Raw genomic sequence first — 15,038 nt, 5'->3', positions numbered from 1 at the left:
TAAGCAAAGCTGCACCGACTATTTTTATAAAACTCCTTCTGGAATTATTGCAGTTTTCCCCACTCTTCATCAAAATAGCGTACTAAAATCTGGTTGTCTAATCGATTGATTTCTATTTGGTTTGAAATCATATCGTTTGTAAAATAATTGAATCTGTCAAACTGATAATTGTAAAATCTCAGTTTTTCGGCTTTTCTGTTTACGGTGTTAAAAGTAGTTCCAAAACCGTTTATGGCAATGGTATACCCCCATTCTCCAAAAGACGGAACATAAGCATGATAAGCGTCTACCTGCGGAAAAACCTGCATTACGGTTTTATTGATACACCAAAAAGATTTTGGCGCAAAATAGGGCGAAGTGGTTTGTATTACCAAAGCCGCATCGGGTTTTAAAATGGTTTTTATGGTTTGATAAAAATTTAGAGAATACAATTTCCCTAAACTGTAATTGGACGGATCCGGAAAATCGATTATTACAGCATCAAATTGTTCTTTACAGTTTTTTGCCCAAATATACGCGTCTGTATTAACTACAATAACTTTTGAATTGTTGAGCGAATTTTTATTAAAATCGGTTAAAACCTTATTGGTTTTAAAAAGCTTGGTCATTCCTTCATCAAGATCGACCAAAGTTACTTTCTCAACGTCTTTGTACTTTAATATTTCGCGTACAGCAAGACCGTCTCCGCCGCCCAGAACCAAAACATTTTTAACGCTTTTTGAAATAGACATAACAGGATGCACCAAAGCTTCGTGATAGCGGTATTCGTCTGCAGAACTAAACTGGAGGTTGTTGTTTAAATAAAGCCTGTAATCGCTTTTATTATGCGTTAAAACGATACGCTGATACGGAGTCGAATTGGTATAGATGATATTTTCTCCGTATAATTTTCCTTCTGAATAGGCCAGAATAGCATCCGAAAAAATAAAAACAACCAGCAGTAATAGAAAAGAAAAAATGGCTTTTGTTTTTAATATATACGCTTTTTTTAATTCTGTTTTTAATATAAAACAAAGCGCAATTGCAATGCTTACATTGATCATTCCGAAGAACAGCGAGGTTCCCATAATTCCTAATTTCGGAACCAATACGAGCGGAAACAAAATCGAGGCCAATAAAGCGCCGATATAATCAAACGTAAAAACATTGGAAACCAAATCTTTGAACTCAACCCTGTCTTTTAGAATATTCATTAAAAGCGGAATTTCGAGTCCGACCAAAAAACCGGTTACAAAAACAAATAAATATAAAATGAATTGAAAAGAACCTACACTTTCAAACAATAAAAACAAAATGACTGAACTGAGACCGCCAATGAGCCCCACCAGAATTTCGATTTCTACAAAAGTGTTCAGCAGGTTTTTATGAAAAAACTTGGAGAAAAAAGAGCCAATACCCATAGAAAACAGGTAGACGCCGATAATAAATGAAAATTGCTTTACCGAATCGCCCAGTAAATAACTTGCCAGAGTTCCCGCAACCAATTCGTAAATAAGGCCGCAGGTAGCAATGATAAATACCGCAAACAGTAAAAGAAATTCAAACCTAAGAAACTTTTTACCCATGAATTGCGGCACTAATAATCATGGAGATCCCAATGATAAACGCTCCCAAAACGATTGCAACAGCAACATTATTTTTTTCTACCACTTCTTTCCAAGTGTTTTCGGGTGTCAGTTTTTCGATGATAAAGTAACCAATCAATAAAATAATTATTCCTAAAATAGAATAAATGATTGAATTAACTATTGGCTGTGCGTGTATTAGTTCCATAGTGATACGTTTTATTATTTATGATAAAAATGATTTCTTGAGTTGTAAATTCTTGAATTATGGCTTCTTGGTGTGCTGTATTTTTCTGTTGTCTCGCAGTCGCAAATTCGGTTTCCTGCCAAAGCAAAATAAAAATAAACTCCAACACAAAAAAATCCAATTAGGAGAGGAGCTTTATTATTAATTATAAAATCAGTTATTTTACTCATGGTATTTTATTCAGAATAAGGAGAATAAGAACTGTCCGACCAGCGGCTTTTTTCAAAACTATATTTAAAGAAATAGATAACGGCAAAAACAACAATCATAAAAATAGTTACAAACCAGGCATTTCGACTCGAAGGCTGGTTCCAGGTTGCACTTATCTGCATTTCGTTGTTTGCCAGATCCTCAGGCGCTTTCATCGGCGTTATTACCAAGTGGTATTTGCCGCCTTTTACACCGCAGATATTAAATTTTTCTTGTTTACTGCCTTCATTCCAATATTCGCCGTCAGTGTAGCCGCTATAATATTCGATATCTTTATTGGCGTAGATTTCGTCACTCGTATCTTCGTTGATCAAAGCGATATTTACATTAGCCCAGGAATTGTCTACGCTAGACGAAACTTCAACTGTAAGCGGCGCCGAAGCCCCATTTAAAACAAAAGACGCGCTTGTGATTGCTTTATTATCAAATTCGGTAAATCGAATTATATCCGAGAAAACTTTTTGTTCTGTCTGATCTTTGTAAAGCAGCCAATCGGCCGTAAAGATAAACAAGGCAAAAAAACAGAAAATCAAGCCCGTATTTCGAACATTATACCTAAAAGGCTGAATCATATTCACCCCAAACTGATACGGAATTGTGGTCTTTTTAAATGCTTTTTTTATGACCTCTTTCTTAACATATTCACCATAAAAAGCCGTTTCGATCCCTTTCACCCTTTCGACCGAAATCAGATAAGGCGGTTTTATGTATTCTACTAAATGAATGAATTTTTCAGAAAGCTCAAAATCAAAAAATCCCTCGGCGCTTATGATCTTGGCATCAGAAAATTCAAAAATATTATAATCTTCATTATTATGTTCCAGAATCAAAGGATGTTTCTGCACCTCAAAAATCTCTTCCATCTGGGTAAGCATCATCCAATGTCCGCTGGAAAGAGAGAGGTACAAAAATTCTTTTGCCTCGTTCTGCAGGATAAACTCTGTCCAGGTATAATCTGGGTGGACATTTTTTCTTAAAATTCCCGTTACTTTATAGTTACTGCCTTTTAAGAAACCTACATCTCCTATTTGCAACGGATAATTTTGTCCTGTTGTTTTATACTGTGATTTCTTTAGGAACTTTCCGTTTTGATCAGCCTCATAAACGCTGTGACAATTGGGACAAGCAAAATTGACTACTTCAAAACCAACCTCTAACTCGGTTTCTGTATTACAGATGTAACAAGGAATCTTCATATCTTATCGGTTAATTTCAAAATCTTTAATAATTACAGCTTCAAAATACGCCACGTAATCGGCCATTACAGCACGTACTTTGTCCGAATTGTCCTGAAGATAATTGCACAAGTAAACGTCTAATGTAAGCTGATTGTATTCTGGCCAGGTGTGTATACAAATATGGGATTCTTTAAGACAGAATGAGATCGTAAAACTTTGGTTTTCGAAATCGTGTACTACGGCCCCAACCTTCTCCAATTCGTACTTTTCTAAAATGGAATGTGTTACAGCAACGAAACCTGCACTGTTGGTGAGTTTTGATATTTCGTCTACATGTAAGGTTACCAGTTTATGCAGTCCTGGCGAATAAGGGGGTAAATCCATCAAATTAGTTATATAACAGCAGTGCCAAATATATAATAATTTCTCTAATAAAATAATGTGAAAATGTATTTTGAATATACTTTTTTGAACTCACGAACTGGGACTACACATTTGTATTTTTTAAGTTTTTTTAAGTTGCAGCAATGCAATTTCAAAATATCTTTTGGTTTTTTAAGCCTAAAAACCGCTGCCAAACCTCTCTTTTATAAAAACAAAAAATCCGGCAAACACCGGATTTCAAAGCTTCAATTATCTGGCTTCCCAAAAACAGCGTTTTGGCGAAACTATTAATCCTTCTTCTTTTAATTTTTTCATCGCTTTGTCTACTTCTTTGCGATCTAATTTTGTTAATTCCACTACCTTTCCTGCATTTACGGGCGCAGCTGCTTTTTTAATAGCCTCTAATACCTGATCTGTTGTTTCCATTTTTTCGATATAATTATAAAGCTTCAAAAATAGTAAATATTTTCTTATAATTGTATTTGTGAATATTTCTACGGAATCAATACAATTTTATACTTAAAGCTGACTTTATTATTCTTTTTAAATAATCAGATGTAAACCGTATTTTTGTTCTAAATAATGAAAAGCGTATCTTACAAAATTGATCTCGTTTTTTTACCAAAGCACATTATACCTCAACAATTTTAAATATCTTTGAATCATGAGCACTACAGCAAAACCATATCACATAGGACGCAAAATCAGTCGCATTCGTGAACTGAAAGACATGAAGCAAGAAGCTTTGGCACAAGCTTTAGGAACAAATCAACAAGCAGTGTCTGTTATTGAAAACAGTGAAACTATCGACGAAGAAAAACTAGAAGCTGTTGCAAAAGCACTTGGAGTAACCGTAGAAGCAATTAAAAATTTTTCTGAAGAAGCAGTGTTTAATTATTTCAATAACATTTACGATAATGACTTTAGCCATAGTAATGGTGCTATTCAATCGAATCAATGTACTTTCAATCCATTAGATAAATTGATTGAAGTTTATGAGGAAAAAGAAAAACTTTACGAACGTTTACTACAGGCTGAAAAGGATAAAAATGAATATTTGGAGAAGTTGTTGAATGGGAAATAGGTTATAATATTAATCCTGTACGGGCACGAGCGAGACGCTCGCGTTAGCAGGTGAATCTGAAAAAAAACTTTAAAAAAAAATTGATTAGTATTATCAATCTGTTTGACCTTTAATATAAATGTAATTAATCTTTCCCGACCCATTATCAAAAAAATTAATCTCTAGTATGTTATTAATGTTTTTCCATCTAATAACATTATTTGGACTGTTAAAATCTGGATTAGCACTCTTTAAACCTAATAATTCAATTGCGTCAACTGTCGTTTCAAAATTTGAAACATCATAAATGGTAATCCAATCGGCTTTATCATTTATAAATACAACTTCGTATTTACCTGATTTATAAATTAATTTATCGCAGCCTTTGTCTGCACAAGGTGTATTTGACGGTTTTACTTTTTCTATATTTTCAGGTTTGCCCAAAACTTTTTCAACTGTTGTTTTGTCTTTCCCTACAATACTTAAAACATCAATAATTAATTCTTTTTTTGGAGTTTCCAGATTTTCATTAGAAACATTTTCGACTTGATTTTTCTTAGAATTATCACAAGCCGAAATTATAAAAAGCAACAATAAAAGTGAGATTGATTTTTTCATTTTATATTTTTTTGATTACTATAATCAAATTTATAATAAGAATAAGAATAAATATATAATTTACTGTTAGCCCTAATTGAGCACAAAAAATATTATTCACAAATCTTGCAGAGATTTAAAAGATGAAATTTTTAATGTATTTGAAGGTAAAAATAAAATCATTATTAAAAACAAATTTGCTAAAAAAATAAGGTTAAGTAATAAATCATTACGAGGTAGATATATAATTATAACTAACAATTGACTTTCATGATTAATACTAAAACCTTCACTTGACATTAATTTCAAAAATCAACACTTTAAAAATAAAGTAATTAGAAAGTTACAAAAAAGGTAAATAGTAACCTTTTATTTAATAAAAAAATGTTAATTTTAATTTAATATTTAACTTAACCTATTTGCTTATGAAATTAAAAAAACTACTATTATTTATTATCTGTTGTAATTGGCCACTTTTTAGTCAGGAAACTTGCGGTACTCCAGATAGCAAAACAGTTGAAAAAGTATCTGAAACTTTTTCACAACGAGTTATAGACGAATCTCCATTCCCTATTTGCGTGAATGTTTACTTTCATATTTTACGTACTAACGCAGGTACTGGCGGCATCTCTGTAAATCAATTAGATAATATTATAAATAATTTAAATCGAAGATTTAATACACATAGTATTCATTTTGTAAATACAGGATACGATTTTATAAATAGTACAGCGTATCAAAATATCGATAACTCGGGTGAAGCTTCAAGTCTTTCTCAAACAAATGCAGTATCAAACGCCTTAAATTATTATATCGTAGAAACTTTATGGAATGAACCTGAAGGCACCGTTGCTGGAACTTCGATAAATATACCTTCTACTAGATTAGTTATAAGACGAGACGCAGTACTTTCAGAAACTTCTTCTCATGAAGTAGGTCATTGTTTTAATTTGAAACACACCTTTCAAGGTACTAAAAGTGGGACAAATGGCTGTGCTGAGGCTATAAATGGATCTAATTGCAGTTCATGTGGCGATTCTGTATGTGATACGCCTGCTGATGCTGATGTAGGGCCATCTCAAGGATATAATCCTGATATGCTAAACATTATGTCATATTACTTTCTTAGAAATCATTTTACTCCAGAACAAGCTTTCAGAATGAGGGTAGCACTAAATACCAATCCTACATTATCAAGTCTAAAAGGTACAAGTTGTTCTATTCCTAAAATTACTGGAGCCAGTTTAATGTGCAGTGACTCTGGAGGGATTACTTATACTCTTGAAAATGGTGGAATTTATGTTTCATGGCAAACTTCACCAAATCTTACAATTGTATCTTCAAATAATACTTCAATTACTGTTAAACCATTAGACACAAGTGTAAATGAGGCTGCTTACATTAAAGCTGTTTTACCTTATCAAACATTAACAACTAATATTTGGGTAGGAGTTCCTCGCGTCGATTATCAACCTAATGATAATCTCTCAATGTGTAGAGCTGGAGATACTGTAGGGAATAATGTTTTTACTCCTACAATACAGGGCGGCGATCAAACAACGGTATGGGAAGCACAGAGTATAACAAATAATCATTATTTACTTTTACAGGGAAATGAGGCTTGGATTTCCTTAATGTTTGAAGCTCCCTTTAATTATCTTGCTTTTCAAATAAGAGCATCAAATAGCTGCGGATTCTCACCTTGGTTACAATATTATATTGCAATCATTCCGAATTGTAACGATGGCGGAGGATCAAGTTTCTTATTATACCCTAATCCTGTTTCTTCTACGATAACAATTCAAAACAGTTCAGATAATCTCTATTCTTTAGACAAGTTTAGTGATAATATTTTAGAGATTAATTTATATGATCAGAATGGAATTTTAAAAATTCAAAAAAAATCAGGTAATCTCTCTGAATTAGATATGTCAGATATTAAAAAAGGCCACTATTTTATTCAAATAGTGACTAAGGCAAATAAAGAAACACATCAAATTATCAAAAACTAGAATAAAAAAAAGGGTGCATATTAAATTAAAATATACACCCTTTTTAAATTTTCAGCAGAAAGGAAGGGATTCGAACCCTCGATACAGTTACCCATATACTAGCTTTCCAGGCTAGCTCCTTAAACCACTCGGACACCTTTCTATTTTGGTCTGCAAAGAACACAAAAAAAATCGAGTTTACAAAAGTAAATTCAAGATTACTTAAATGCTTTTCTTAAACTCTTCCATAAAAAGTTTTACTGCTTTTTTCTGATAACCGCCAATCGTGAGCATAAAGGCTTCTCGTTTTGTGGCAACACCTGTAATTTGTATCGCTTTTAATTGATCCCAGCCTTTGAGGGCTTTTTCGGCGACAATAGTAGACCAGTCGCTGTTTTCTACCATTTGTAATAAGGCATGAATGGAATGCAGTTCGATCGAAATCTTGGGTTTCATATTAAACTTCTGGAATAATTCTTCGACAAATTCTCTGGAGTTTGAACCTTTTCCCGGAAGAATCAACGGAATTTCTTCTATTTTCTTAAACGCAATTTTTTCTAAACCTGCCAAAGCATGATTTTTAGAAACGGCCATTACCATATTAGAAGTAAACAAAGGCACTTTCTGAATTGGATTTTCTATTGCATGCGACGGAATTACCAAAACCACATCAACATCATTATTGATTAGTTTTTGTTCCAGCGATTCTGTCGTTCCGTATTCTACGATAATTTTTAGGTTCTGATATCTTTTGGCAAAAGTGTTGACAATGGGCAGAATCAAAAGCCCGAAAATGTAAGTCACGCCTATTCGGAGTTCGCCGCCAATCATCTCGTTCAAATCGACAATTGCTTGTTTTCCGTTTTCTATATTTTCGATTACTTTTTTGGCATGAATTAGAAAAACAGAACCAGCCTCGGTCAATTGTACTTTCTTGCCGATTCTTTTAAATAAGGGCATTCCCAATTCTTCTTCGAGTTTTTTTATTTGCTGCGAAAGCCCAGACTGCGTCACAAAACACAATTCTGCTGCTTTGGTAAAATGCAAAACCTCAGCAGTTTTAATAAAATATTGCAGTTGATAAATTTCCATATTGATAAGTTTAAATACTTATTATCAGTAAAATTATTAATTTTTCTAATGAAATCATAATCACGAACTTTGTATTAAATAAATAAGGTTATGTTTAAAGCGTTAAAATCTAAAAATTTCAAATTGTTCTTTTACGGGCAATCTGTTTCTGTTATCGGAACCTGGATGCAGAAAACGGCCGTAAGCTGGATGGTTTATAGTATAACAGGTTCTGTGTTTTTATTAGGATTGGCGACTTTTTTAAGTATGATTCCGTCTCTGTTTCTTGCGCCTTTAGCAGGAAGCATTATCGGACGCTACGACAAACACCGTGCTATGCTGGTTTTGCAGTCTTTGGCAATGCTTCAGGCGGGAACTTTGGCTTTACTGATTTATCTAAAAATATACAACATCAACTTTATTCTGGCTCTGAGTTTAATACAAGGAATTATCAATGCCTTTGACATGACCTGCCGCCAGACCATGATGATTGATATTGTGAACAAAAAAGAAGATCTGCCAAATGCCGTTGCGCTGAATTCTACAATGAATAATTTTGCCCGAATCGCCGGTCCTGCTCTTGCCGGAATTATTCTGCACCAATATGGCGAAGACATTTGTTTTATAGGGAATTTTGTGAGTTACGTTCCGGTTTTGATTTCGTTGTTTATGATGAAAATTACACCTCACATTAAAGCCGAAAACAAACTCAACATGTTAGACGATCTTTTTGAAGGTTTAGACTACGTCAAAAAAGAAACTGAAATGGCGAGAATGCTCTTAATGCTTACTTGCAGCAGTTTGTTTGTGATTTCTTTTAATACTTTAATGCCTGTTTTTGCCAAAGACATCTTTAGCGGAAACGCTGAAACTTTCAGCTGGTTTGAAAGTGCTGCCGGAATTGGTTCTGTTTTATCTGCTGTTTATCTGGCTAATTTAAAATCGGCCGAAAACATGAACAAACTCATGATTGCTGCCAGTCTGCTTTTGGGTTTCAGCATTATTATTTTATCTTTTTCAAAAAGCATCACAATTGCCCTAATCTGCATGACTTTGAGCGGTATCGGAATGATGGGACAAACTTCGTCTATAAACATTTACATTCAAACGCAGAGTACCGTTAATATGCGTTCGCGAAGTATCAGCTATTATATGATGGCGTATCAGGGAATGATTCCTGTGGGAAGTTTGATTATCGGTTACGTTTCACATTCGTTGGGCGTACGTGCAACGGTTGCTATTCAGGGAATTATTTGTATTCTTTCGGTTTTGGTTTATGTGTATTATAAAAAACACAAAACAGAAGAATTGGAGACTTGCCCAGTTCCTTACGGAAATTCCAAAAAATAAATTCCAAATTCCAACTTGTCTGAACCATATAAGTTATATAAGTTCATTTAATTAAGCTGGTTGTTTTCGAACAGTTTGCCATTTCGAGGAAATTTGGAATTTGGGATTTAAAAAAATTGGAATTTAGCTTTACGATATTTCACCGCGTAAAGCCGTTTCAAAAACAGCTTTAAACTCGTTTTGAGGAATATTATGCCCTAATAAATACATTAGTTTTGTAATTGCGGCTTCTGTTGTAATGTCTTTTCCAGAAATAACTCCTAGTGATTTTAAGGCAGTACTGGTTTCGTATTGTCCCATGTTTACGCTTCCGCCAGAGCATTGGGTTACGTTTACAATGTGCATTCCAGATTTGATGGCTTTTTCGATTAAGCTTAAAAACCAATCTTCTGTTGGAGCATTTCCTGATCCGTAAGTTTCTAAGACGATACCTCGCAAACCAGAAGTTGCAAGGATTGACGCCAAAACAATCTCACTCATCCCAGGGAACATTTTAATAATCGCTACGTGATTGTCTAAGTTTTTATGAACGATCAGCTTAGCGTCTTTATTGATAGGAAGAAATAAATGTTTGTTTAATTTTAAATGCACGCCAGATTCTACCAATTCTGGGTAATTTGGTGCGGTAAAAGCCCTAAAATGTTCTGCATTTACTTTAGAAGTTCGATTTCCTCGGTATAATTTATACTCAAAATACAAACATACTTCTGTAATTACCGGTTTTCCGTTTTCTTGCAACGAAGCAATCTGAATCGCTGTAATAAGGTTTTCTTTTGCATCGGTACGCAGATCACCAATTGGCAGCTGCGAACCTGTAAATACTACTGGCTTAGAAAGATTCTCCAGCATAAAACTCAATGCCGAAGCCGAATACGACATGGTATCTGAACCGTGAAGCACTACAAATCCGTCAAAAGCGCTGTAACTTTGCTCTATAATTGTGGCAATTTTGGTCCACATTTCGGGATTCATATTAGAAGAATCAATAGGATGTTCGAAAGAAATGGATTCTATTTCACAATCCAATTGTTTGATTTCGGGAATCTTCTGAATTAATTTACCAAAATTGAACGCTTTAAGCGCTCCGGTTTCAAAATCCTTGCTCATACCGATGGTCCCTCCAGTATAAATCAGTAATATTTTAGATTTAGATGACATCTTGGTATTTTAATTTATTGACAACAGGATTTGCATACATTGCCAAAAATCCTTGTCTGGTTACAGGATTATCGCTTCCGATACGCATTTCTAAACGACGCTCAAAAAGCGATTTTTCGCTCTCTTTGTACTTATCTGCAAAACGATCTGTTTCGTTCAGAATATCGTAAGCAATAAAGTTAGTAGGCCATAATTGATAATTTCTTAAAATAACGTCATCAATATTTTGTGCCAAAGCCTGCACTTGTTTGTTGGCATTATCATTTTCGGCAACAATTTTATCAATTTCTGTATCCAGAACATCGCCAACAGAAATATGTATTCTTTTTTTAGTTCCCATGATACCGCTTAAAATGGTCATGAAATCTTCGTTTTTGTCTTTTACATAAACTTCGTTGTTTGCTTCTGCCATTAATTGCGGCATTTTCAGCACGTCAGTCGGGTCGTATTCGTACGAAATAGAAACGGGAACGATTTTTAATTTCTTAAAATAATCCATTACATTTTCTTCATCAGATCCCATTCCGATCATTTTTAAAACTCCTGGATTGGTTTCATCATTTCCGTCTTTTGTCCTTCCTTCACGCTGTGCAATCCAAACCGAGCGGTTTTCGCGAAGCAGTAACTGCCCCATGTATTCAGACAATAACTTAGAACTTTGCAGCATTTCTCGGGGCGTTAAACCTCTTAAAACCAAAAAGTTTCGATTTAGTTTTGCTAAAATTGCCAAGAAAGCTTTTTGCACTAAATTGTCTCCAATTGCCGAAGCCGTCATTACCAAACCATGTTCAAACAAACACACATTTAATAAAGTAGTATCTAAAAGAATATCTCTGTGATTGGAGATAAATAAGTAAGAAGTATTTTTTTCTAATTTCTCAAAACCCGAAGTTGTAAGACCTTCAGAGCTTTTTTCGAGAACTTTTTTAATTGTGTTATAAATAAAATTGCATTGAAAATCACGAATTGAATGTGTTTTTTTAAGTTGTTCCTTCCAAACCTCATCTTGTACTTCCGGAAAAGTAAAATTCATCATGGTTTTCATCATTGGGTGATTTACAACATCATGAAGGGCTTCATTTACTTCGGAATCATAAAACGGTCGAATGGCATCAAATCTCTGCATTATTTATATTAGTTTTAAGTGGGCAAAAGAACAAAAAAAAAATTAAAGTTTTGTAAGGCACAGGTTAAATCCCAAAAACGTCTTTAGAATTTTGTGTTGTTATTGCTGCGATTTCTTCTTCAGAAACTTCATAAATAGCTGCCAGTTTATTTATTACATTGATTAGATAACTGCTTTCATTTCGTTTTCCTCTGTATGGAATAGGCGCTAAATAAGGTGAATCGGTCTCCAAAACAATATGTTTTAAATCGATTTGATTCAAGAACTGATCTATTTTTCCGTTCTTAAATGTTACTACGCCGCCGATTCCTAATTTCATTTTATAAGAAATTGCCTGCTGTGCTTGTATTAAAGTTCCGGAAAAACAATGAAAAATCCCAAATAAATCTTCAGATTTTTCTTCTTCCAAAATTTCGAAGATTTCATCGAATGCTTCACGACAGTGAATTACGATTGGCAGTTTGTATTGTTTTGCCAATTGAATTTGTCTTCTAAAAGCGATTTGCTGTTCTTTTAAATGTGTTTTATCCCAATACAAATCAATTCCTATTTCGCCAACTGCATAGAATTTTCGCTTGGCTAATTCGGTTTCAACATGTTTTAATTCTTCTTCGTAATTGTCTTTCACGTAAGTGGGATGCAAACCCATCATCAGGAAAATATTGTCTGGATAATTTTTCTCTAAATCGTACATGGACTGCGTTGCTGCAGCGTCGATTGCAGGAATAAAAAAACGTGTCACACCGGCGTCAATAGCGCGTTGGATCATTTCGTCACGATCTTGATCGAACTCTTCAGAATATAAATGCGTGTGGGTATCGGTAATTGTTATAGCAGGTTTCAATTGTCTTAATTTTTATAGCGGCCAAAATTACGACAATAATAAAGACTTTCCCAACTTTGCTATTAGGGACGTGGATTTAACCGATTTGCTTTCGCGAAAGCGCCTCTAAAGGTTTTTATTTTAATTGAAGATTTTTGCTCCCGCAGATTTTCTAAAGATAAGAATTTTGATCAGCAGGTTCGTTTTCGTGAAAAGGATGGATAAAGAAGAGAATTATTTTTTTATTAAAAAACGAAAAGACCTTTATCAAGTTTAAACTTTGACAAAGGTCTAATCAAAAAAAGAAATCTGAAACTGCTATTAAAATCTAGACCCCCATTTCTATGATTTTTAATGCGTGTCCCAGAAATTCATCTTGTTCTTTTTGAATTTCTTATCTATTGTATTTTTCAATATCAGGAACTGTACCAATTTTTTTTGATTTCTCAAAAATTTTAAATCAAGCCGAATTTAAAAATTAATTTAGTAGTAACCTTACGGTTTTCCTCATTCTGAGAAAAAAATACAGACAAATAATTAATTTTTAAGATTTTGCTGGTTTTTGATAGTTGTTTTTGGATTTTTAAAATTCTCTTCATTTAATTTTCCTGTTTCAATAAAAGCCAAAGCGCGTTCCAAAACTTCGTCTCTGCCTTCCTGAATACCTTTTATTGTTGGTTTTACTTCTATGTCTGGTACAATGCCGATTCTTTGGGTTTCTCGCCCGTCTGGATAATACACTCCAATGCCAGTAAAAGCCGTATGAAATCCTCTAAAATCAAATTCAAAATTATTTCCATCTGTTCCAGCGGTCTGGCTGCCTATAATGGTTGTATTTCCTGCTGTTTGAAAACACATCGCTGTCCATTCTGACTGGCTCAGCGAATCTTCGTTAAGCAGTACAATTACTTTTCCTTTGTAATGATCCTTATTTTCAAATCCAGCTTTTCTTCCTTCAGTCCAAACAAATCGTCCAGGATAGTTTAAGTAAGGCATTGTATAATCGCAAAAATTCTTTTCCTGTGGATTTAAAAAATCTGAAATCTCCTTCCAAGTATTCTTCGGGTAATTTCTCATGTCAAAAACAATTGCTTTTGTCGACTTAAGAGCTTCAATCATATCAGGAATATTCCTCTGTTTGATCACTCCCATATTGACATAGCCAATATTATTGTCAAGAAGTTTAAACTTATCTTTCTTTTTTTGAGCCCCTTTTTTAAACTCATTTCGATGAGAATCATGGTAATTGTACCATGTCATTGCTTTTGTTTCATACTTTCCGTCTGCTAAAAACTCTACTTTAACATTTTCAGAGTCACTTATCAGCATATCAGTAACAACTTTATTAAGATAAGCAGCTTCGTTTGATGCAGAAAACTTATTCCTTTTCTCTTCGATAAGGTCTTTTATACTTTTACCATTTATTTTAGTAATTACAGTTCCTATTTTAATATTATCGGCCTCTGCAAGACTGTCTGCCAAAATCTCGGTAATGACAATTTTCTCGTCAATTATTTTACCAGCCGCAGGAAAAAACACATTGTGTTTTAAGGATGTGGGATAGATATGAAACATAACATGCCCGTCATTTAATCTTGTAGACATCTTTCTTAATGCTTTATTGAACTCATCTGAGTTTTTTGCCCCAACCACATCAGGCAGTATTTCTATTAATGTTTTATCCCATTTCTGATCCATTACATATTTGTATGGAAAATAATATTCAATGACATTCCAATAGGCAAACAGCATTAAGATTCTGTTATTTTTGGCATTGTAATCAAGATCGTAGTAATTTTTCAGCGTTTTAAAAGCGTCAAAATCTGGTCCAAATTCTGCTGTACTCTGATATCTGTTATTCTCTATAAATTTCAATTTCGCAGAAAGATTTCTAGAAAATAAATCGCTTGTACTTATCCACGATAAATCAAAATTTTTATCAAAATACTTTACATCTTTGGGCTCAACAATGGGTGCAGTTAAGGGGACTTCTCCCAAAGAATCTATCCAGTTTGACATTATCAACGAAAATTCTTTTCTGGTCTGCGCCTTTTCAACTTTTGGTAAAATATCCAGTAACTGCTGATCCCAATTCAATTCTCCTGCTGCCACTTTTGGGTGATAATATTTAAGAAATCCCCACACTTTGCAGGCTGCAGTCAGTTTTTCGGTTTCGCTTACTTTACTTTGACTAAAAAGCAGCTGCGAAAAAACAAGTAAAATAAATAGAATGTTTTTTTTCATGAATAATGTTGGTTGTTTTCTGTAGTTTTGG

The 15,038-nt window shown here is 33.9% G+C and carries 15 protein-coding genes and 1 tRNA gene; 3 read left to right on the top strand and 13 right to left on the bottom strand.

The genetic code is table 11. The features are described from left to right. Positions 1 to 44 precede the first annotated feature (44 nt). From C4F50_RS09125 to C4F50_RS09100, 6 genes are all read right to left on the bottom strand, one after another. Entirely contained in the window at positions 45 to 1,565 is a 1,521-nt protein-coding gene (locus C4F50_RS09125) for a polyamine aminopropyltransferase (protein ID WP_193846146.1), read from the bottom strand. Continuing rightward, positions 1,558 to 1,773, bottom strand: a complete 216-nt coding sequence (locus C4F50_RS09120; RefSeq protein WP_193846144.1) for a DUF350 domain-containing protein — start codon at positions 1,771 to 1,773, stop codon at positions 1,558 to 1,560. Before C4F50_RS09120 ends, C4F50_RS09125 begins: the two co-directional genes overlap by 8 nt. Before the next feature lie 14 nt (positions 1,774 to 1,787). Next, positions 1,788 to 1,982, bottom strand: coding sequence for a hypothetical protein (locus C4F50_RS09115; RefSeq protein WP_193846142.1), 195 nt, complete (start codon positions 1,980 to 1,982; stop codon positions 1,788 to 1,790). Between the two features lie 6 nt (positions 1,983 to 1,988). Continuing rightward, entirely contained in the window at positions 1,989 to 3,218 is a 1,230-nt protein-coding gene (locus C4F50_RS09110) for a DUF4178 domain-containing protein (protein ID WP_193846140.1), read from the bottom strand. Positions 3,219 to 3,221: 3 nt separating this feature from the next. Beyond that, on the bottom strand, positions 3,222 to 3,584 hold the full coding sequence (locus tag C4F50_RS09105; RefSeq protein ID WP_193846138.1) for an S-adenosylmethionine decarboxylase family protein: 363 nt from the start codon (positions 3,582 to 3,584) through the stop codon (positions 3,222 to 3,224). 249 nt (positions 3,585 to 3,833) lie between these two features. After that, a complete protein-coding gene (locus C4F50_RS09100; protein ID WP_193846137.1) occupies positions 3,834 to 4,010 on the bottom strand; it encodes a MarR family transcriptional regulator in 177 nt (58 codons plus the stop codon). 238 nt (positions 4,011 to 4,248) lie between these two features. Here C4F50_RS09100 and C4F50_RS09095 point away from each other — a divergent pair, with 238 nt between their 5' ends. Continuing rightward, positions 4,249 to 4,668 (top strand): helix-turn-helix domain-containing protein, encoded by a 420-nt coding sequence (locus C4F50_RS09095; protein WP_193846135.1) that lies wholly within the window; start codon positions 4,249 to 4,251, stop codon positions 4,666 to 4,668. A gap of 93 nt (positions 4,669 to 4,761) precedes the next feature. Here the strand turns inward: C4F50_RS09095 and C4F50_RS09090 are convergent, their stop codons facing one another. Beyond that, on the bottom strand, positions 4,762 to 5,265 hold the full coding sequence (locus tag C4F50_RS09090) for a hypothetical protein (protein ID WP_193846133.1): 504 nt from the start codon (positions 5,263 to 5,265) through the stop codon (positions 4,762 to 4,764). 404 nt (positions 5,266 to 5,669) lie between these two features. On the opposite strand from C4F50_RS09090, the gene C4F50_RS09085 reads away from it, so the two are divergent. Continuing rightward, positions 5,670 to 7,256, top strand: a complete 1,587-nt coding sequence (locus C4F50_RS09085; RefSeq protein ID WP_193846131.1) for a zinc-dependent metalloprotease — start codon at positions 5,670 to 5,672, stop codon at positions 7,254 to 7,256. Between the two features lie 55 nt (positions 7,257 to 7,311). Here the strand turns inward: C4F50_RS09085 and C4F50_RS09080 are convergent. Both C4F50_RS09080 and C4F50_RS09075 read right to left on the bottom strand, forming a co-directional pair. Then, a tRNA-Ser gene (locus tag C4F50_RS09080) sits at positions 7,312 to 7,398 on the bottom strand. Between the two features lie 59 nt (positions 7,399 to 7,457). Then, entirely contained in the window at positions 7,458 to 8,327 is an 870-nt protein-coding gene (locus tag C4F50_RS09075; protein WP_193846129.1) for a LysR substrate-binding domain-containing protein, read from the bottom strand. A gap of 90 nt (positions 8,328 to 8,417) precedes the next feature. Between C4F50_RS09075 and C4F50_RS09070 the strand changes: the two genes are divergently transcribed. Next, positions 8,418 to 9,656: an MFS transporter gene (locus C4F50_RS09070; RefSeq protein ID WP_193846128.1), complete on the top strand. Its 1,239-nt coding sequence runs from the start codon at positions 8,418 to 8,420 to the stop codon at positions 9,654 to 9,656. A gap of 129 nt (positions 9,657 to 9,785) precedes the next feature. Here C4F50_RS09070 and C4F50_RS09065 read toward each other — a convergent pair whose 3' ends face one another. The 4 genes from C4F50_RS09065 to C4F50_RS09050 all read right to left on the bottom strand — a co-directional run bounded on the left by C4F50_RS09065 (position 9,786) and on the right by C4F50_RS09050 (position 15,007). After that, positions 9,786 to 10,814 (bottom strand): asparaginase, encoded by a 1,029-nt coding sequence (locus C4F50_RS09065; RefSeq protein ID WP_193846126.1) that lies wholly within the window; start codon positions 10,812 to 10,814, stop codon positions 9,786 to 9,788. After that, on the bottom strand, positions 10,804 to 11,940 hold the full coding sequence (locus C4F50_RS09060; protein WP_193846124.1) for a 1-acyl-sn-glycerol-3-phosphate acyltransferase: 1,137 nt from the start codon (positions 11,938 to 11,940) through the stop codon (positions 10,804 to 10,806). Before C4F50_RS09060 ends, C4F50_RS09065 begins: the two co-directional genes overlap by 11 nt. Positions 11,941 to 12,004: 64 nt before the next feature. Further along, positions 12,005 to 12,772: a TatD family hydrolase gene (locus tag C4F50_RS09055; RefSeq protein WP_194139136.1), complete on the bottom strand. Its 768-nt coding sequence runs from the start codon at positions 12,770 to 12,772 to the stop codon at positions 12,005 to 12,007. A 528-nt stretch (positions 12,773 to 13,300) separates the two neighbouring features. After that, positions 13,301 to 15,007 carry a S41 family peptidase gene (locus C4F50_RS09050; RefSeq protein WP_193846122.1) on the bottom strand — a complete coding sequence of 569 codons (1,707 nt, stop codon included), beginning with the start codon at positions 15,005 to 15,007 and terminating at the stop codon, positions 13,301 to 13,303. Between the last annotated feature and the right edge of the window lie 31 nt (positions 15,008 to 15,038).

Origin of the sequence: Flavobacterium hungaricum (assembly GCF_015182285.1) — a bacterium.
Classification (GTDB): domain Bacteria; phylum Bacteroidota; class Bacteroidia; order Flavobacteriales; family Flavobacteriaceae; genus Flavobacterium; species Flavobacterium hungaricum.
The sequence above is the reverse complement of the archived record's forward strand: the minus strand, read 5'-3'. Positions and strand labels throughout refer to the sequence as shown.

Coding starts and splice junctions, on each gene's coding strand:
- C4F50_RS09125 (WP_193846146.1), bottom strand. CDS start 1,565: ATGGGTAAAAAGTTTCTTAGGTTTGAATTTCTTTTACTGTTTGCGGTA.
- C4F50_RS09120 (WP_193846144.1), bottom strand. CDS start 1,773: ATGGAACTAATACACGCACAGCCAATAGTTAATTCAATCATTTATTCT.
- C4F50_RS09115 (WP_193846142.1), bottom strand. CDS start 1,982: ATGAGTAAAATAACTGATTTTATAATTAATAATAAAGCTCCTCTCCTA.
- C4F50_RS09110 (WP_193846140.1), bottom strand. CDS start 3,218: ATGAAGATTCCTTGTTACATCTGTAATACAGAAACCGAGTTAGAGGTT.
- C4F50_RS09105 (WP_193846138.1), bottom strand. CDS start 3,584: ATGGATTTACCCCCTTATTCGCCAGGACTGCATAAACTGGTAACCTTA.
- C4F50_RS09100 (WP_193846137.1), bottom strand. CDS start 4,010: ATGGAAACAACAGATCAGGTATTAGAGGCTATTAAAAAAGCAGCTGCG.
- C4F50_RS09095 (WP_193846135.1), top strand. CDS start 4,249: ATGAGCACTACAGCAAAACCATATCACATAGGACGCAAAATCAGTCGC.
- C4F50_RS09090 (WP_193846133.1), bottom strand. CDS start 5,265: ATGAAAAAATCAATCTCACTTTTATTGTTGCTTTTTATAATTTCGGCT.
- C4F50_RS09085 (WP_193846131.1), top strand. CDS start 5,670: ATGAAATTAAAAAAACTACTATTATTTATTATCTGTTGTAATTGGCCA.
- C4F50_RS09075 (WP_193846129.1), bottom strand. CDS start 8,327: ATGGAAATTTATCAACTGCAATATTTTATTAAAACTGCTGAGGTTTTG.
- C4F50_RS09070 (WP_193846128.1), top strand. CDS start 8,418: ATGTTTAAAGCGTTAAAATCTAAAAATTTCAAATTGTTCTTTTACGGG.
- C4F50_RS09065 (WP_193846126.1), bottom strand. CDS start 10,814: ATGTCATCTAAATCTAAAATATTACTGATTTATACTGGAGGGACCATC.
- C4F50_RS09060 (WP_193846124.1), bottom strand. CDS start 11,940: ATGCAGAGATTTGATGCCATTCGACCGTTTTATGATTCCGAAGTAAAT.
- C4F50_RS09050 (WP_193846122.1), bottom strand. CDS start 15,007: ATGAAAAAAAACATTCTATTTATTTTACTTGTTTTTTCGCAGCTGCTT.